Below are 18,724 nucleotides of genomic sequence, written 5' to 3'. Positions count from 1 at the left end.
TAAATGGAATAAGAGCAAGCACATGATGTTGATCTGGGGATTTATAATATTACTGACCTTGGCTGTGATTTTTTTGATCTGGCTGCAATTTAATAATAATGAGAGTTCACAAAGTGTGGAAGGCGTGCCAGTTGAGGAAAAAGTGGCGTATCTGGAAGAAAATTTAAAAAAGACCTTGGAAATTATGCAGGATCTGGCGAAAAAAATGCATGTTCAGCAGGAAGTACTGGATCAGACTACGGCTAAACTGCAAAAAGTTGAGCTGCAAAATGCAGAACTGGTAAATCTGCTCGCTAAAGTAATAGAACCAAAGTCATAAGACCTTTTCATGCTGGTTTAGCCTTATATAAAGGATTTAAACCAGTAAGGTTCTTAAAATAGCTGCCGAGGCCATGCTAATCAAAATGGTCGGCAGCATGCCAAAGCGTGATGCAACGAATAGTGTCACCATTATGGCTACCAGATCAGCCGGATCATCTCGTAAAAAATATGGGGTGATCATCGAAATCAGTACACAGCCTGGAATCACTTCCAGAATTTTACGCTGACGTTTGCTCAAAGTTTTATTTTTGAGTAGGACATAGCCAAGTATCCGGGTGCAGTAAGTCGTTAGCGCCACCAATAAGATTGCGATAAAAGTGCTCATCTGGATCATGCTTCATTCTCCTGAATTAGCCAGAAGGCAGCGGCAATGCCAGCAAGCGCACCAATCAGCACATACCAGTTGCCTGGCAGATAGCTATAAGTCAGAGCAGCAAAAATTAAACTGATTAGCCAAGGTCTGGCTTCAGTAAAACCTTTCCACATACCTTTCAGTAAGATCAGCATAATGGCTGGGAAAGCCATATCAAAACCAAAATAGTGAATATCTCTTAACACCGGCCCAACCAAAGCACCTAAAGTGGTAAAGCCGACCCAAGCCAGATAAAGAACAATACATAGCCCGGCATAATAAGGCAGACTAAAAGCATGTTGATATCCAAACTATGCCAGTCGAAGCTGTGCATCTGTCAGGCTTAAGGCCCAGCTTTCATCGACCATAAAGAATAATGCCGGAAAGACTTTTCGATTTGGATGATGTCTTAAATAAGGCACCAGACTGGCACCGAGCAGAATATAGCGGCTGTTAATGAGAAAAGTAATAAAGATCAAGGTAAGAAGATGCGGTGAATCAGTCCAAGCTTCTAAAACTGCAAACTCGGAACCACCCGCAAAGTTCAGCCCGGTCAGCAAGGGAAACTCAAGCAGGCTAAAATCTTTTTGTGCTGCTGTTGCACCCAAGACCAGTGCCAGAGGAATTACACCCAATAATAAAGGTATGCAGTCTTTCACACCACGCTGAAACTCACTCAGAGGAGTGGCATCAGAAGGCGTTATACGTGGCTGAAAGGGAGGCATGAGATGATCGGGTTTTATTCTAGAAGGAGAAAGAAAGTTTATAAGAAATACCGGAGTCTTTGCAGTCCCTTTAAACTCTACCAGAATGATGCTGTTTTCTTGGTCATTTAAGTCTCCACATTGGGTTTTTGTATAGGATTATTTTTAAGCATCTAGTACTGATATTTTATAAATTTTTACCCTTGGATAGATGAGGATTGAATCAAGAATAAATTTTTCGTCATTGTTTTGGTTGGGGAAATATATTAGAAAATCAATTTGATATGTTGGTTATTAAATTTTATTCAGCCTATTTTCTCTTGATAAGAGGGAGATGATTTGGTTTATCTATCTAAGTCCTTTGTTCAGTCAGAGAAAATTATCAAAATTGCGATGCACAGCCTAAACGATCGTGCTAGACTAGGAGAAATCGGGTGTGCTCCCGATTTTTTTATGCGGTTTATTCCGCGCTGACAAGAATTTAGGTTTACAACATGCCCATTTCAGAGACATGGTTATTACCTGATGGTGTAGCTGATGTATTACCAGAACAAGCGCAAGTCATCGAAAGCCTGCGCCGTCAATCACTGGATTTCCTCGCATCTCGAGGTTATCAGCTGGTGTACACGCCATTTATTGAATACATTGAATCTCTATCTTCTCTCTCAGAATCGAATCAGGATTTAGACTTAGCCACTTTTAAAGTGATCGATCAGCTGTCTGGCCGTTTGCTTGGTGTGCGTGCCGATATGACACCACAAGTGGCTCGTATCGATGCGCATGTACATCCAGTGGAAGGTGTGGCTCGTTATTGTTATGCGGGTACGGTTTTACATACGAAACCTCAAGGATTTAATACCACACGTGCACCATTGCAATTGGGTGCAGAATTATTTGGTTCTGACAGCATTGATGCTGACGTGGAAATGGTTGACCTGATGATCAGCCTGATTCAGGAAGCAGGTCTGGCCGACAGTATCCACCTTGACTTAGGTCATGTGGGGCTGTTCCGTAGTCTGATTGTACAAGCCGGTTTAAGTAAAGCAACCGAACGCCAATTGTCTGATCTTTATCAACGTAAAGCATTGCCAGAACTGGCTGAATTTACTGCAAATCTTAAGTTTGGATCAGACTTCTATACGCTTGGCCGTTTTGCAAGTGACCTGGATGCCTTAAAAACGAATTTAAGTACTGAAGTATTAGAAAATCCAGCCTTCAAACAGGCATTTGATGCACTGCAAACCACCAAAAATGAAGTTCAGGCACGTTGGCCGAATCTGCATATTGGGATTGATGTCGTCGAGTTACGTTCATACCATTATCACACCGGCCTGATGTATGCCGTTTATGCACCGAACCGTGCTGCTGCACTGGCACAAGGTGGCCGTTATGATGGTATTGGTGAGCATTTCGGTCGTGCACGTCCGGCAACCGGTTTCTCCTGTGACTTATATGCTTTAAGTGCAGGCAAGTTTGCTACAGCTAAAGTTGTGGTAGCACCAAAGGGTACAGATGCTGCATTATTAAATGCGATTCAGGCAACCCGTGCACAAGGCTTAAGTGTAATTCAGTTATTAGGTAATGATGATTTAAACTCGGTACCGTATGCAACTCACCAGCTGGTGAATGTGGACGGTGAGTGGACCATCAAAACGATTTAATCGCTTTAATTGTTTTACTCAGTGTTCATGTCGCTGAGTGGGACTTTCAACTTTAACAGCATGATGTAATGAGGCTATTATGGGCAAGAATGTTGTGGTACTTGGTACCCAATGGGGCGACGAAGGTAAGGGTAAGATCGTCGACCTGCTCACAGATCAAGCGGCTGCAGTAGTTCGTTATCAAGGCGGACATAACGCAGGTCATACTCTCGTGGTTGGTGGTAAGAAAACTGTATTACACCTCATTCCATCAGGTATTTTACGTGAAAACGTATTGTGCTTAATTGGTAATGGTGTGGTTCTTTCACCTGAAGCGCTCATCAAAGAGATGGATATTCTTGAAAAAGAAGGCGTGCCAGTACGTGAACGTCTACGCATTTCTCCAAACTGTCCATTGATTCTTCCGCACCACATCGCACTTGACCAAGCTCGTGAGAAAAAACGTGGTAATGCGAAAATTGGTACAACTGGTCGTGGGATCGGGCCTGCTTATGAAGATAAAGTGGCGCGTCGTGCAATCCGTGTTGCTGACCTGGTGCGTGGTGGCGAACATCTGAAAGCTCAGCTTGAAGAATTGCTTGAATACCACAACTTCCAATTGACTCAATTCTTCGGTGTTGAAGCAGTTAAAGTTGAAGACGTACTTGCGCTTTGCGACGAATGGCGCAAAGTGATCGAGCCTATGGTTATGGACGTAACTGGTGAACTTCACGCTTACCGTAAAGCTGGCAAGAAAATCATGTTCGAAGGTGCGCAAGGTTCATTGCTTGACGTTGACCACGGTACATACCCGTACGTGACTTCTTCAAACACAACTGCTGGTGGCGTAAGTTCAGGTTCAGGTCTTGGTCCATTACACCTTGACTATGTTCTTGGTATTACTAAAGCATATACCACTCGTGTAGGTTCAGGTCCATTCCCAACTGAGTTGGTGTATGACGCTGCAACAGATACAGGTGATGCAATTGGTAAACACCTGGGTACTGTAGGTTCAGAATTTGGTGCGTCTACTGGCCGTCAACGCCGTTGTGGTTGGTTCGATGCTGAAATCCTGCGTCGTTCAGTAGAAGTGAACTCACTGTCTGGTATTTGCTTGACTAAACTTGACGTTCTTGACGGTTTAGAAGAAGTGAAAATCTGTGTAGGTTACGAAGCTGCTGATTCTGGCTGTGTTGGTTCTTCTGATGCGCTTGCATTCGAAACTTTAAAACCGATCTACGAAACTATGCCAGGCTGGAAAGAATCTACTTTTGGGGCGAAATCACTAGATCAATTGCCACAAGCGGCGATTAACTATGTGAAACGTCTTGAACAATTGATTGAATGTCCAATCGACATCATTTCAACTGGCCCAGACCGTGAAGAAACCATTATTCTTCGCCATCCGTTTGATGCTTAATCGCTTAAGCTAAAAATGATAAAAACCCTGTGATTTCACAGGGTTTTTTTATTTGAACGAACTTATAAAAATGATTGAAAACCTGTTTGGATTCTTTATGATGTTTTGACCTTATATATTTGAGAAGGTCATGAAATATAAAAAATTATTGGTGGGGATGGTCATTGCGACCACATTAACGGGGTGTACTACGGTTGCAGATCTGATGGGGGCTGATTCAGCCACATTAAATCTGAGTGCAGCACAAAGCTATAATCAGATGCTGACAGAGGCCAAGCAGAAACAGATTCTGGATATGACTTCTGCCACCTATAAAAAAGTAAATCGGGTTTTTCTGAAAATGAAGCCGTATGCAGATCAACTGAATCAGACTGGTCAGAAGTTTGACTGGCAAGTGGCGGTGATTAAATCCAACGAGATTAATGCTTATGTTGCACCAGGTGGCAAGGTGGTGTTCTATACGGGCATTGTCGATACACTAAAACTCACAGATGATGAAGTTGCTGCCATCATGGGGCATGAAATGGTACATGCGCTTGAGGAACATTCTAAGAATAAGGTAGGAGCGCAAGGCAAGCACTTACTGATCTGGCAGTAAGTATCGGTAGCAAGTACGTCGGGCAGTCTGCTGGTGGTTATGGTGGGCTACTGCTGGATATAGGGGCTCAATTTGGTGTGGGCTTGCCGTTCTCACGTAATCTGGAAAGCCGTGCCGATAAAGGCGGTCTCATGCTAATGGCACGAGCAGGCTATAACCCGAATGCAGCGATTACGTTGTGGCAAAAAATGAATGCACAAGACAGCCGTGGTAATAGTGTCCTGAATAAATTTACTTCTACGCATCCAACGAATGATGACCGAATTGCAGCCTTGCAACAGCTGATGCCTGAAGCGATGACGGTATACAAGACTAAGAAATAATTTCGAAATTCAGGACTAAAGTCTTAACGGCAAGTGCTGTGCAGTGGCATAGCGCTTGTTAGAATAAAACAAAATAAAATATGAGTATGCAGGATGCATAAAAATATATCGGGAACGATGTTCTATTCCTTGTTATTCGCGATGGGTGGCGCACCGACCATTGCGATGCTGATCATCCGTGCCCAAACTCAGGATCCTGACATTATTTATGGGGCATTCATTGGCTTGAGCGTGATCATTGCCTGTGTATTGGTACCGGTCATCTTGCTGCAGAATGCTTTTCTATTTTTTAAGCGTAAAAGTGAAATTTTAGAAGAAAAAATTAAACCTTTGTGTCATTTATATTTAGGTTTAAATATTGTCTGTCTGATTTATTGGCTTGCGATACAGTATTGGGGTTAAAATTACATAAAATATAACAAGATGAAGTAATTGTACATTTAGTTGCTCCGGCCTTTAACTTATAATTTTTTACAATGTAAATTAACCTTTTGCTTATGGTGGAGTCACTATAATGAAAAATAAATTCTTGTTAGGTATGGGTGCAGCCGCAGCCATTACTTTGTCTGGTTGTACAACTATTGCCGATATTGCAGGTGCAGATACAGCGACTTTAAATGCTTCAGCCAGCCAAAGCTACAATGCCATGGTGGCAGACGCTAAAGCGAAAGGCCAGCTGGATACCAGTTCAGCGACATATAGTCGTATTAATGCTGTTTTTAACCGTTTAAAACCTTATGCCAACCAGCTGAACCAGACAGGTACTGCATTCCAATGGCAGTTGGCTGTATTGAAATCTGATCAGGTCAACGCTTTTGTGGCACCTGGTGGTAAAGTGGTGTTCTATACCGGTATCGTGAACAAGCTGAATCTGACCGATGCTGAAATTGCAGCCATTATGGGTCATGAAATGGTCCATGCCCTGGAAGAGCATGCGAAACAGAAACTTGGTGCACAAGCCCTGACTGATCTGGCATTGGGTATTGGTTTAAATGCAGCGGGCGTAGGACAAGGTGGTGCTGCAGTAGCACAATTGGGTAGCCAGATTGGTATCGGCTTGCCTTACTCACGTAACCTGGAAAGTCGTGCGGACCAAGGTGGTTTAACCTTAATGGCGCGTGCTGGCTATAATCCGAATGCAGCGATTACTCTTTGGGAAAAAATGAACAAGCTTGAAGGTGGTAGCACTGGCGTGACTTTCCTGTCTACTCACCCATCGAACAGTCAACGTATCGCAGCAATGCGTCAAAATCTGCCAGCAGCAATGCAGATCTATAACAAACGTTAATGATTGCGTAATTTGAGTGATTCGCGATTTTAATGATGAAAAGCAGGGTAGTAGTCCTGCTTTTTTATATTTAAAATCTTAAGGCAATAAAAAAGGCAAAGTTTTCACTTTGCCTTTTTATACTAAAGACCGGGAAGTCTTAGTGGTGGTGACCACCTGCACCGTGTACGTGACCGTGATCAAGTTCTTCTTGAGAAGGTTCACGGATAGACACGATTTCAACTTCGAAAGTTAAATCTTGACCAGCAAGCGGGAAGTTAGCATCAACAACTACGTTGTCACCTTCAACTGCTTTAACAGTTACGATTTGAACGCCGTCATCAGTTTGTGCTTGGAACTGCATGCCTGCCTGGATGTTGTCTACGCCTTGGAACATTTGTTTAGGCACTTCTTGCACTAGCTCTGGGTTATATTCGCCATAACCTTCAGCAGCAGGAACATTTACAGTGAATTTTTCACCAACAGTTTTGCCTTCTAAAGCTTTTTCTAAACCAGGGATGATGTTACCTGCACCGTGCAAATAGGCAAGTGGTTCACCTTGAGATTTGTCGAGAGTTTCGCCCTCTGCGTTAGTCAATGTGTAGTGGAAAGAAACCACGAGGTTATTTGCAATAGCAGTCATATTAATTGATCCATTCAATTTTTTAAGGGTACATCATAAAGTGAAATTGTATTTTTGTAGACTAAAAATAGCAAAAAAATGCAATTTGACATGTTTAATGATGATTTTTTCATATATGAGGACAATATTTACAATTTCAATGCAATTTCAGCTTGGGTGCAATTTTTCGTGTAACAAAGTCTTTGGCAGTTAACAGGCCAGCATGGGCATAGCCATGAATGGTGGCCTGATGAATCCGGTACAGGGATACATACATGGATTTCGCGACAAAGCCTTGAACATTGACCTGACCCAATAATTCACCGACAGCACTGTTTTGACTTAAAGACACTAATGAGCCTTTGTCAGAAAACTTGAACATCGGTAAATAGCTTTCGCCATTAATGCGTGCTTTTAAGGCTCTGACCAGAAAAGCGGCCTGCTGGCTGGCGACCTGTGCACGAGGGCCTAAAGCTGGTTGATCTGCTTCAGGCTGACAGTGAGCACAATCACCAAAAACGAAAATATCCGGGTCTGACAGAGTTTGCAGAGTTGCATAAACTTTTAGGCGATTAATGTTGTCTTTTTCCAGCTCTTTAAGTTTTGCCAGAACTTCAGGTGCTTTAATTCCAGCAGCCCAGACTTTAATTTCTGCTTCGAGGCTTGAATCATCAGCAAAGTAAATCTGGTCTTCATCGACTTTAGCGACCCTATGACTGGTTAATACCTCAATACCTAGACGATCGAGTTGCTCCATGGTGTGTTCAGCCATTTTCTCAGACAGTGCAGGTAAGATCCGATCAGCGGCTTCAATCAAAGTGATTTTGACTTTATTTGGATCAATTTTGTTCAGACCATATTTAAAAAAGTTTTGTTTGGCGATCACCAGCTCGGCAGCCAGTTCTACACCAGTCGCACCAGCCCCAATGATGGCAATTTTAAGCTCACGGGAAGAGGTTTGATTTTGAGCATTGAGATAAAGATGTAGCAGATCCTGCTGGAAGACATCGGCCTGCTGGCGGCTGTCGAGAAAATGACAGTATTGGGCAACACCTTCCGTATTAAAATCATTGGAAGTGGAACCTAGTGCTAACACTAGCGTGTCATAGCTGATCTGTTTCTTCTGTTTAGGCTGAGCTTTTTTAGAAAAATAATCTGTTTCCAGAATAATTTCTTTAGCCTCACGATCCAGATCAATAAATGTTCCCAGCACAAAGTGATAATGATGAGCTGCAGCATGACTAAAATAATTGGTTTCTTCTGCATGCGGATTAAGCGTACCTGCAGCAATTTCATGCAATAAGGGTTTCCAGATATGCGTCAGTTTCTGATCTACTAGGGTGATATGTGCTTTGCCACTCTTGCCTAAGGTTTCGCCCAATTGAGTAGCCAGCTCCAATCCACCTGCGCCACCACCTACAATTACGATTCGATGTGCTGTCATATATTATTAACCTATTTATTTTTCTAATAAAAATAAGAGAAATTTAGACCAAATATACTATGGCATGGGCAGCAGGCCGTCTTGATTAGAATTGTTATACAAATTACAAAACGTAGCAATTATGTCAGGGGAGGTAAAATTGACGAGAGGAAAGGAAGAAATCTATGGAGGGAGTTAGAAGACAAATGAGAGGCCTTCTAACTGTATTCAGCGCTTATTTCTGGATTGGATAGAGTTTGGCACTTGGTGCACTTTCTGCAAAGATGCCAAAGAAGCTGGATAACCAGCTTAAGAATTTCTGGAAGAAACCTGCTTCTTCAAGCTCAACCATATCTTCAATCTGGATGGTACGAATAAGCTGATTATTCTGATAGACATGAATCGTCGCCAATGGCATCACTTTGGCCATAGGTGCAATCAGTTCAGAAGCATTCATTTCTACATTAATATGGGTCTGGGTTTCATGTAGCGGTTCAATGCTTTGCATTACACCATCACCTGTATTCAACATCACTCGTTGATGGTTTTGATCGAACTGGTTCAGGTCAATGGCATAATTCTGATCATATAAAGAGGTCGTAATAATCTGCGGCTGTTTGGTCTCTACCTTAAACATTTTTAAAGTCGATTTGATCACCGGTAATTCAGCCAGTAACTGTTTGTCTTTAATGGCGACTTCATTACGAGTATAGGTATACGCCAGATTCATCAACTTATGCGACACTTCAGCACGTTTGGCAGCACTTTTAGTCCCTAGAACTACCACAATCAAACGACGATGGGGCAGTTCCATATCATAAGTCGGACGATTGGCGGTAAGCGCCAGGTTATAGCCGGCTGCGCGAGTGAAGCCCGTTTTTAAACCGTCCACGCTTGGGTCCACTTGCAACACGCGGTTAGTGGCGCGGTGAAAATGGTTGTTATAGCTAAAACTTGGCTGCTTGGAATAATACAGATAGTCTGGAGTCTGGTTGACCACAGCTGCCGACAAACGCGCCAGATCGGCTACAGTAGAATAGTGCTCAGGCATGGTAATGCCGGCCGGATTCTGGAAATGGGTATGTACCATGCCCAAAGCTTTTGCTTCCCGATTCATTCGCTCGACAAAGCTTGGAATATCACCTGAAATTTTTTCTGCCAATGTCACAGCAGCATCATTCGCCGACATGATAATCAGGCCTGCTAGAAGCTGATCAATCGAAATCTGCTCACCTTCTTTCAGGTACATTTGTGACTCATCCCACATCACTGTTTTCACAATCGGCGTTGCAGTTAATACTTCACTTTTATCCAATTTACCTGCCTGAATTTCCTTGAGTGCAATATAAGCGACCATCATTTTGGTGAGGGAAGCAGGTGCACGTTGAACATCGGCATTGTGTTCGGCAATGACCTGACCTGATTGTGAGTCAAGAATGGTCCAGGCTTCTGCTTCAACGCTTTCAGGCAAAATATTCAGAAGGGCAGCATATGAAATTGCAGGCACAAACAGGCTGAGAACTGCAAGCAGTGAGATGATGTATTTCAAAGATGTTCCTTAATAACCAACCGGTCGATGAACGATTTAATTTTCACGCATGCTATGCCTTTTTTTAAAGGATAGCTAGTCAGAAATGTAGACAAATGCGACAGCTAAGCAATACTGGCCTAAAAAATGCTAAGCTAAGCTATAACTCATTTATTTGTATTTTATATCGCCCATTATGTTGCATTATCAAATCGAATTTGACGATTATCGTCAGCACCTTATTCACGTAACTCTTCGCTTTTTAGCAGACCCAACGCAAGTCCTTTCTTTACCGACCTGGATTCCGGGCAGTTACTTGATTCGTGAGTTCTCAAAGCATATTGAGGCGGTCAAGGCTTATGATGAGGATGGACGCCAGCTACAAATCCAGAAGTTTGAAAAGAATAAATGGCGTTTATTCAATACGGATCATGAACTGATTACTGTGGAATACGATGTCTACGCGTATGACCTGTCTGTTCGTGGTGCATATGTGGATCAAAACCGTCTCTATGTGAACCCGGCTTGTGCATGTTTGGGGCTGGAAGGTCAGGAACGTAAAGAAATTGAAGTTGAAGTATTCCTGCCGGATGAGCTGAAACATTTCCAGCTTGCGACGGGTATGCAGGCCAAAAGTCTGGTCAAAGGTCGCTATACCTTAAAAGCAAAAAACTATGCTGAACTGATTGATGCACCGTTTGAACTGGCAGAGCAGACCCGTTTCAGTTTTGAAGCCAATGGCATTCCGCATGAGTTTGTGGTGTCAGGCAAACATGCGATGAATGAACAGCGTATGAAGCAGGATATTGAGAAAATCTGTGCGACAGAAATTTCCATGTTCGGTTCTGCACCATTCAATGATTATACCTTTATGACTATGGCAACCGGTAACAGCTATGGTGGTCTGGAGCATCCGAACTCAACCAGTCTGATTACACCGCGTGATGACTTTCCTAAAGCAGATGAGCCTGAAGAGCCATCGAAAGATTATCAGCGTTTCCTTGGTCTATGTAGTCATGAGTATTTCCATTCATGGTTAGTTAAATTTATTCGTCCAGAAAACTTCGTGAATTATGACCTGAACAAAGAAGGCTATACCTCTTTGCTTTGGATCTTTGAAGGGTTTACGTCTTATTATGACGACCTGATTCTGCTACGTAGTGGTGTGATCAATCAGGAATCTTATATTGCATTGCTGAAAGCGCAGATTGATCGCTATTTGCAAAACCCGGGACGTTTTATCCAGTCAGTATCTGAGTCTAGCTTTGATGCCTGGGTGAAATTCTATCGTCAGGATGAAAACTCAAACAATGCCGGTACAAGCTACTACAATAAAGGCTGTTTAGTCGCATTGTGTCTTGATCTAGGTCTCCGTCTGCGTGGCTCAAGTCTGGACGCTTTGATGCGTAAGCTTTATGAAAATACGCAAAATGGCATTCAGGTCAATGAACGGACTATCTTTGAGTTATGTCAGGAATTGACAGGTGATAACTGGTTAGAACAGATCAATCATTTGATCAATACCACAGATGAATTGCCTTTAGATCAGTTACTACCTGAATTTGGCGTGAGCTATACGCTGAAAAATGACAAGTCATTACCATTTGGTTTGAAACTTGCAGATAAGCCTGAAGGTGTGCTGGTTCAGTCTGCACGTCGTGATGGAGCAGGGGTGAAAGCGGGCCTTTCAGCGAATGATGTAATTGTAGCGATTGATGGCCTTAAAGCAACGACGAAACTTGTCGAGAAATATGCGAAACAGGAAGGTACGTATACTGTCCATGCATTCCGTCGTGATGAGCTGATGACTTTTGAAGTTCAAAATGGTGGTTCTGAACTGACTGAGGTTGAGTTAAAAGTTGAAGATCAAGCTAAAGCCGAGAAATGGTTGAAAGCTTAATCAGAATGTTGCTATTAAAAAAACCGCTGTTAAGACAGCGGTTTTTTATTGGGTTTTTTAGATGATTTATTTAATGATCAGTCGTGAAGTTCCACGGAATTCAGCCACGATTTGATCTTTCTGATTCAGGATCTGAATATCGTAAATACCACTACGACCGCTACTGGCCTTATGTTCAGCTATGGCGATAAGGGTATCACCTAACAAAGCTGGTTTTAAATAATGAATCCCGCAATGTTGGCCGACTGCTGGGTGTTCGCCGGTATTGCAGGCAATGGCAAATGCAGCATCAGCTAATGCAAAAATCACAGCGCCGTTACAGGTTTGATGTCCCTGTAAATGTTGTTCAGTCACTTTAAGTTCAATCTTCGCATGATTGTGGTTATAGGAAATTAGATGTGCACCGAGATACTGAATTAATCGGTCCTGGTTAAACATTTGATTCACTTGCTGATCCATTGCAAAACTCCTTTTTAGATACACTTTATTTTAAAAATAATAATTATGTGAATCATAAATAGCATTTCAGGAGATAAATAACAAGCGAAAGCCAGATGAATGATAAAATGCAGCTGTTTTACACATCAAAATAAAGCGCCATGAAAATGACGCTTATAGATAATAAGGATTAGTTGCCACGATAGGTTGAATAACCATAAGAGCTCAGTAATAAGGGAATATGATAGTGCTCTAGAGTACCGTCAATCGTAAATACCACAGGCACTTCAGGGAAGAAGGTGCGTTGATTATTGGCCTTAAACCAGTCACCGGTTTTGAAGGTCACTTTATAGATGCCTTTCTGTAAAGCAGTATCTTTAGGATAAAACTCTTTAATACGGCCATTAGCATCTGTTTTTAACTCATTCAGTTTTATCCACTTGTCACCTTGCTGAGCTTCCAAAATCACCGCGACATTGGCGGAAGGCAGCCCAGTTTCCTGATTCAGCACATGCACACTTAAAGGATTCTGTGCAAAAGAAAAGCTTGCTGTCACCGCTAGAAGAGCACCAAAAATAATTTTTTTCATGGGTTTGATCCTATTCAATAGATGGATAAAATTAAAGTTGTTTTAAAGTATGTTGAATGCCTTGTACGGCACACTGATGATCCTGTTCAGAGCCACCAGAGCCTGCAACACCAACAGCGCCAATGAGCTGGTTTTTATAAACCACAGGCACCCCGCCGCCCAGTAATAACAATTCACCCAAGGTATTTAAATTCTGTGCATCCGGGTTCTTTTGTGCATGACGCATAAAATCCAATGTACTTGTCTTAGTCGAGTATGCAGTAAAGGCTTTACGCTGTGATGCAGTTAAATTGTGAATTCCGACAGATTCATACCGTTGACTGGCCAGAACATTGCCGCCTTGATCCAGTACCGTGACTGCAGCGGGTTTGCTGGCTTTCTGACAAGCTTGCATGACATTCTCAGCAAGTTGGTTTGCTGTGTTCAAGTCCATAATATAGGCCGTTTTTAATTCAGCATGGCTTAAGCTGACCATCGCCAAGCTCGCTAGATATAACAATATTTTTCTCTGATTCAATCTGCTTATCATGATAATGTTCAATCATATAGAAATTGAGAAGATCATAATCAAATAATTGAGGCCCATGGATGACAATCAGATTACCAATTTGTAATCTTTGCGCTGTATGAAATTGATTAAACTCAGCCCATGCATATTTTAATTGTAGAAGATGGAACCAAAATTGCCGGCTTTTTGGCTACAGGCTTAAATGAATCCGGCTACCAGACTACACAGCTAGGTAATGGCCTGCATGCCTTATCGGTGCTGGAACAGCAACAGATTGATCTGGTATTGCTGGATGTGATGCTGCCCGACCTGGACGGCTAGCAAGTCCTCAAAACTTTGCGTACTTTCTCTAAAGTTCCCGTACTCATGCTGACGGCCAAAGATCATGTGCTTGACCGGGTCAAAGGATTGGAACTAGGTGCAGATGACTATTTAATCAAGCCTTTCTCTTATATCGAACTCTTGGCCCGTATCAAGAGTCTGCTGCGCGGTGTACCCAAAACACAACATGAAATGTATCAAGTGGCCAATTTAGAGCTGAATCGTTTAACCCGGGAAGTATTTCGAGACCAGCAAAAAATTGAGCTTACCCAAAAAGAGTTTGCACTTTTGCAGTTGCTGATGGAACACCAGTCCGAAGTGTTAACCCGGACACAAATTGCTTCACTGGTCTGGAATATTAATTTTAATACCGATACCAATGTCGTTGATGTTGCTGTACGCCGATTACGTTCTAAAATTGATGACCATTTCAGTCCAAAACTTATTCATACGGTACGTGGTATGGGCTATAAGCTGGATGCGCAAGCATGAAAATGCATTTGGGCACACGTCTCGGCATCGCTTTTGGCCTCATTTCCTGTATCGTTTTTCTAAGCATCGGTGGATTGTGTCCTATCACAATATGCAGCAGATAGTGCAACAACAGCAGGATGAAGCTTTGGCCTTGCGGATTTCCAGGATTGAAATATTTCTGGCTGATCAGCAAAGCTTTCAGGTGCTGATCGAACATCCAGAGCTTTATGAGAATATGCTTGGACAGGAAGACAACTTACTGATCCTTAAAAACGCGCAGAATACATTAATTGATATTAATCCTTTAAATATTACTATTCCTCTATTGGATTATCACACCAAGCTAAATTATCAAAATAATAAAAATTGAACAACCCACGACCCGTTTGGCATTTAAGCAAGTGGACTTTAATGGACAGACTTATCAACTGATTGCCGGTAAGCAACTCATAGCAGGGCAACAGGTTTTAAAGCATTACCTGATAAAATTAGTGATCTACACTCTGCTTGGTATTATTTTATCCACCTTGTTAGCCTGGCTGATGGAACACTATCTGCTACGATCCATGCGTCAATTAATTTATGCCACTCAGCAGATTAATGTACAGCAGCTGGATCAACGCATCGAGTTGCCATCCCGAACTATTGAGGTGCAGCAACTAACAGAGGCCATAAATGCCATGCTGGACCGAATACAGCAAGGCTATGAACAGCTGGTCCGATTTTCTGAAGATATTTCTCATGAATTACGAACGCCCCTGAATAACTTGATGGGGCAAACCCAGATTGCCTTGTCGAAGTCACGTAGTCGCGATGAATTAGAAAATCTGCTGTATTCTCATCTGGAAGAATATGAACGTCTGACCCAGATGATTGAAAACATGCTGTTTATCGCCCGGGTAGAACATGGTCATTATCAGATAGAAAAACAGACACTAGAACTGAGCCAGATCATAGAAGATTTGCTGGCATATTTTGAGCTTCTGGCAGAAGAAAAAAATATATCTATTTATACGGATATTCCGGCTCAACTGAATATAGCTGCGCATCCAGAATATCTGCAACGTGCGCTTGCCAATTTACTCAGCAACGCAGTGCAGTATGGAAAGGAAAATGGAGAGATCAGAATCACGGCGATGACTACAGAAAATAGCTGTCGGATTGATGTGCTGACAGCAGGTGTACAGATCCCCGAGCAGTATTTAGCCCATCTGTTTGAACGTTTTTACCAGATTGAAAGCAGCCGGCATCAAAAAGCCCAAACGGGTGGTTTGGGCTTGGCGATTGTGCAGTCGATTATGCAGTTGCATCAGGGGGAAGTTCAGGTGAATAACCATCCTCAAGGTGTGGTCTTTAGTTTGATCTTCCCGACCTGAGCAGTGGCTTAACGGGTACGACGGCCACGACTCTTAGTATTTGGACGGGTAGTACCATTAGTCTTGCGACGTGGTTTTTCACCTTCTTCCATTTGCCAGATACGCGGTGTACCGGTTTTTTTCTTGGTGCCGTCTTTCGTTACTTTCTTGTTAATCGGTTTACCACCGGTACCACCCGGCTTTTTCACATAAGAGCGCGAGCGGTAAGGTTCTTGAGCAGGCACATCTTTAAAGTCTGGATAAAGTAGGGGTTCAATTTCTTTAGTTTCACCTGGCTGTAAACCTAATTGAACCAGATCAATCGAACCGATTTTGGTGCGGATCAAACGTAAGGTAGGAAAGCCGACTGCTGCAGTCATACGACGAACCTGACGGTTACGACCTTCACAGATTGAAATTTCGACCCATGAAGTTGGAACAGAAACACGGAAACGTACAGGAGGATTGCGTTCCCATAACCATTCCGGTTCAGTGACTTTAATTGCTTTGGCTGGCAGCGTAATACCGTCATTCAGTTCAACGCCTTTACGAAGCTGTTCTAGAGCTTCTTCGGTTATATCACCATCGACCTGAACCAGATAAGTTTTGAATTTTTTGCTGGCTGGATTAGTAATATATTGGTTTAAACCACCATGATCGGTCAGGAACATCAAACCTTCAGAATCCATATCCAGACGACCGGCAATACGCAGATCCGGATCGTCTACGAAATCCGCCATAGTCTGATGTTTTTCATCTGGACGAAATTGGGAGAGGACGTCATAAGGCTTGTTAAGAATGACAATTTTCACTTTAACCTACTAAAATATATAAAATAATTCTGATGTGGCAGTCATGTTGCCCATTGTAATACTCCTTTACTTATAAATAGGAGATAAGGGAAGACATAAAAGAGTCCACTAAGTGGAAGCTATCATAGCAGATTCTGATTTATCTTCCTCGAATTTATGTTTTGCATCAAATTTGATTGCGTTTGATTGCGACCATGCCGCTTTAAAATGATGTACTTTTTGTATTCAAATATGATCTTCCGTTTAAGAATGTTAATCATCGATAATCTACATTTTCGACTGCACTTGTCGATTTAGTTAAGGGAAAATAAGGCAATTCAAGGCAAAGCAAAAAATTGATAATGATTTTTATAGACCTGAAATGGCTTTGATGAATTTACATACCATACAAAAAGCTTTCCAAATTGACTTAGACCACTACAAAACAAGCTGATATTTTAATTTCACAGTTTCTAATATTTTTAATTTTGAGGTGAACAATGAAATTGTTGACTTTAATTAGTATGGGTATTGCAGCAAGTTATTGTTATAAAATCATCAAACATAACAAGCAAAATCTTTCGAATCTAAGTTTTGATGAAGTGATTAATCAACACATTTTACGAGATTTTATAGCCTGAGCATTACTTATATTTACTGCTAGTTTAATTTGATTATAAATAGAAAATCTCAACATATATTGTTGGGATTTTTTATTTTTATCATTTGAATATTTTTAGATAAGATAAGTAAGAAAATTTATATCAAAATGAAAGTTACATGATTAATCTATTAAATAGTCAATTAATACAACTCTATAAAGCAATGTAAACGAAAAATTCAAATCTTCTGCTAAATTAAAAATAAACCAAATGTGTGGAGGTTTGTATGAGAAATATACCAGAAGGAACCCAGGTTATTCATCATATATCAGCTCAGGACTGTGCATTCTATAAGGAAGAAAATGGAATTCTGAAAGTCTGGAATAGTGGCACTTGGGTGAATGCGATTGTACCAAATCTGGAAAAGATGATGGAGCTTGATTTCGAGTTAGAAGTACTCAAATCTATGTAGTAATTTAAAATTTAAAGATCCTTCTATTTAGGATCTTTAAATTTATATTGAGGTTTTAAAAATAATAAAAAATATCTTTACGATAAAAGAGAATTTTATTGAAAATAAAATAGCAGTTGTTGATTAATTAAAAATACTTATTAGTTGTTTAGTTTTAATTTGATATCAAATAAGGAAAATAAATTATGAAATAGTAAAATTAGAAGCTATGAAATAACTTAAAAAGACATTAAGTTCAAAAGCTTAAATTTTGGAATGGCAATATATTACATAGAAAATTTTTTTATAAACAAAGATTATTTTATGATTTCAAAGAAATAATCTATTAATTTTTTAAATAAAATCCATTAAGTAAATGAAAATTAAGAATATATTTATTGATAATTAAGGTTTAATTTATAGTTTTACTCTCTTATATTGTGTTTTACTTTAGTTTAAATATTCAAGATTATGTAATATTTTGTTATTTGGTTTTATGCTTATGTAGTGTATAAATAATATACAGCTCTCCATGAGGGAAAAACACATGACTAAAGCAGAATTAGCTGTCTCCGCATTGGTCGTATTCCTTATTACCTTGATGGTTTATGGAGTAGGACAATCATTGAGTTATTAAAATAACTTTTCCTAATGATTCCCGTATGTAAATAAAGCCCTTCGTGGGCTTTATTTTGTTTTCAGTCTGAGTCTGAATCATTCTTCTGATTTTCAGAATATTCTAGCGCAGCTTTTTGTGCTTCTGCGGCAGCTTTAGCTTCCAAAGGAATAGCATCTGCTGCAATAGTAGAAGTACCATAAAAGCCCATCGTAATGAGTATTAGAATTTTCGAAAACTGTTTCATACAAAATCCTCTAATTTTCTAAAACTTGATTTCAGTATAGGGGATAAAACTCTCTGCACATGTATGAGCGGTGTCTGCTTATGTAAGATATTCGGGCTTAGCGTGAAAACCCTTTCACCTTATGTAAGAACAATTATCTTATGAATTATTTTGTAGAATTAATTAAAGAAATGTTTTAGAAATTGAAAATATTAAATTTATAATTAGAAAGATATAAATTAGACTTCTTGCGTT

General features: G+C 40.9%; 17 protein-coding genes and 4 pseudogenes. 11 read left to right on the top strand and 10 right to left on the bottom strand.

Annotated features, from left to right (window positions below; all coding sequences use genetic code 11):
- Positions 1-22: 22 nt before the first annotated feature.
- Positions 23-319 (top strand): hypothetical protein, encoded by a 297-nt coding sequence (locus tag B3143_RS08400; RefSeq protein ID WP_004784195.1) that lies wholly within the window; start codon positions 23-25, stop codon positions 317-319.
- Positions 320-355: 36 nt separating this feature from the next.
- Here B3143_RS08400 and B3143_RS08395 read toward each other — a convergent pair whose 3' ends face one another.
- Together B3143_RS08395 and B3143_RS08390 are read right to left on the bottom strand one after the other, a co-directional pair.
- Entirely contained in the window at positions 356-655 is a 300-nt protein-coding gene (locus B3143_RS08395; RefSeq protein WP_262736262.1) for an AzlD family protein, read from the bottom strand.
- Positions 652-1,398, bottom strand: a pseudogene (locus B3143_RS08390) (AzlC family ABC transporter permease). The gene B3143_RS08395 and the pseudogene B3143_RS08390 overlap by 4 nt, the downstream one beginning before the upstream one ends.
- Positions 1,399-1,871: 473 nt before the next feature.
- Here B3143_RS08390 and B3143_RS08385 point away from each other — a divergent pair.
- From B3143_RS08385 to B3143_RS08365, 5 genes and pseudogenes are all read left to right on the top strand, one after another.
- Entirely contained in the window at positions 1,872-3,038 is a 1,167-nt protein-coding gene (locus B3143_RS08385; protein WP_004784187.1) for an ATP phosphoribosyltransferase regulatory subunit, read from the top strand.
- 79 nt (positions 3,039-3,117) lie between these two features.
- Complete coding sequence (locus B3143_RS08380) at positions 3,118-4,437, top strand: adenylosuccinate synthase (protein WP_004784184.1); 1,320 nt, start codon at positions 3,118-3,120, stop codon at positions 4,435-4,437.
- Between the two features lie 130 nt (positions 4,438-4,567).
- Positions 4,568-5,358: pseudogene (locus B3143_RS08375) on the top strand (M48 family metallopeptidase).
- Between the two features lie 93 nt (positions 5,359-5,451).
- Positions 5,452-5,760 (top strand): hypothetical protein, encoded by a 309-nt coding sequence (locus B3143_RS08370; protein ID WP_004784177.1) that lies wholly within the window; start codon positions 5,452-5,454, stop codon positions 5,758-5,760.
- Positions 5,761-5,872: 112 nt separating this feature from the next.
- A complete protein-coding gene (locus B3143_RS08365; protein WP_004784174.1) occupies positions 5,873-6,646 on the top strand; it encodes a M48 family metallopeptidase in 774 nt (257 codons plus the stop codon).
- A gap of 139 nt (positions 6,647-6,785) precedes the next feature.
- Here B3143_RS08365 and slyD read toward each other — a convergent pair whose 3' ends face one another.
- The 3 genes from slyD to B3143_RS08350 all read right to left on the bottom strand — a co-directional run bounded on the left by slyD (position 6,786) and on the right by B3143_RS08350 (position 10,219).
- Entirely contained in the window at positions 6,786-7,268 is a 483-nt protein-coding gene (gene slyD, locus B3143_RS08360; protein WP_004784172.1) for a peptidylprolyl isomerase, read from the bottom strand.
- A 136-nt stretch (positions 7,269-7,404) separates the two neighbouring features.
- The gene (locus tag B3143_RS08355; RefSeq protein WP_004784170.1) at positions 7,405-8,691 is read right to left on the bottom strand and encodes an NAD(P)/FAD-dependent oxidoreductase; all 1,287 of its coding nucleotides are present in this window, start codon (positions 8,689-8,691) and stop codon (positions 7,405-7,407) included.
- A gap of 214 nt (positions 8,692-8,905) precedes the next feature.
- Entirely contained in the window at positions 8,906-10,219 is a 1,314-nt protein-coding gene (locus B3143_RS08350) for a D-alanyl-D-alanine carboxypeptidase PBP6B (RefSeq protein WP_004784169.1), read from the bottom strand.
- 175 nt (positions 10,220-10,394) lie between these two features.
- Here B3143_RS08350 and B3143_RS08345 point away from each other — a divergent pair, with 175 nt between their 5' ends.
- A complete protein-coding gene (locus B3143_RS08345) occupies positions 10,395-12,098 on the top strand; it encodes a M61 family metallopeptidase (RefSeq protein WP_004784167.1) in 1,704 nt (567 codons plus the stop codon).
- Between the two features lie 66 nt (positions 12,099-12,164).
- Here the strand turns inward: B3143_RS08345 and paaI are convergent, their stop codons facing one another.
- From paaI to B3143_RS08330, 3 genes are all read right to left on the bottom strand, one after another.
- A complete protein-coding gene (paaI, locus tag B3143_RS08340; protein ID WP_004784165.1) occupies positions 12,165-12,557 on the bottom strand; it encodes a hydroxyphenylacetyl-CoA thioesterase PaaI in 393 nt (130 codons plus the stop codon).
- Between the two features lie 169 nt (positions 12,558-12,726).
- Positions 12,727-13,125 carry a hydroxyisourate hydrolase gene (gene uraH / locus B3143_RS08335; protein WP_004784162.1) on the bottom strand — a complete coding sequence of 133 codons (399 nt, stop codon included), beginning with the start codon at positions 13,123-13,125 and terminating at the stop codon, positions 12,727-12,729.
- A 31-nt stretch (positions 13,126-13,156) separates the two neighbouring features.
- Positions 13,157-13,600 (bottom strand): GlcG/HbpS family heme-binding protein, encoded by a 444-nt coding sequence (locus B3143_RS08330; RefSeq protein ID WP_004784161.1) that lies wholly within the window; start codon positions 13,598-13,600, stop codon positions 13,157-13,159.
- Between the two features lie 174 nt (positions 13,601-13,774).
- Here B3143_RS08330 and B3143_RS08325 point away from each other — a divergent pair.
- Both B3143_RS08325 and B3143_RS08320 read left to right on the top strand, forming a co-directional pair.
- Positions 13,775-14,446 (top strand): annotated as a pseudogene (locus B3143_RS08325) (heavy metal response regulator transcription factor).
- Positions 14,443-15,804 (top strand): annotated as a pseudogene (locus tag B3143_RS08320) (heavy metal sensor histidine kinase). The pseudogenes B3143_RS08325 and B3143_RS08320 overlap by 4 nt, the downstream one beginning before the upstream one ends.
- An 8-nt stretch (positions 15,805-15,812) precedes the next feature.
- On the opposite strand, the gene B3143_RS08315 reads toward B3143_RS08320, so the two are convergent.
- Positions 15,813-16,595 carry an rRNA large subunit pseudouridine synthase E gene (locus tag B3143_RS08315; RefSeq protein ID WP_004784150.1) on the bottom strand — a complete coding sequence of 261 codons (783 nt, stop codon included), beginning with the start codon at positions 16,593-16,595 and terminating at the stop codon, positions 15,813-15,815.
- A 479-nt stretch (positions 16,596-17,074) separates the two neighbouring features.
- On the opposite strand from B3143_RS08315, the gene B3143_RS15250 reads away from it, so the two are divergent.
- Positions 17,075-17,215: a hypothetical protein gene (locus B3143_RS15250; protein WP_004784147.1), complete on the top strand. Its 141-nt coding sequence runs from the start codon at positions 17,075-17,077 to the stop codon at positions 17,213-17,215.
- A 247-nt stretch (positions 17,216-17,462) separates the two neighbouring features.
- Complete coding sequence (locus B3143_RS08310; protein WP_004784145.1) at positions 17,463-17,648, top strand: hypothetical protein; 186 nt, start codon at positions 17,463-17,465, stop codon at positions 17,646-17,648.
- Positions 17,649-18,325: 677 nt separating this feature from the next.
- On the opposite strand, the gene B3143_RS08305 is transcribed toward B3143_RS08310, so the two are convergent.
- On the bottom strand, positions 18,326-18,490 hold the full coding sequence (locus B3143_RS08305; protein WP_004784140.1) for a hypothetical protein: 165 nt from the start codon (positions 18,488-18,490) through the stop codon (positions 18,326-18,328).
- Positions 18,491-18,724: the final 234 nt, after the last annotated feature.

Origin of the sequence: Acinetobacter sp. UBA1496 (assembly GCF_002324975.1) — a bacterium.
GTDB lineage: Bacteria > Pseudomonadota > Gammaproteobacteria > Pseudomonadales > Moraxellaceae > Acinetobacter > Acinetobacter variabilis.
This window is presented reverse-complemented; position numbering and strand designations above follow the sequence as displayed.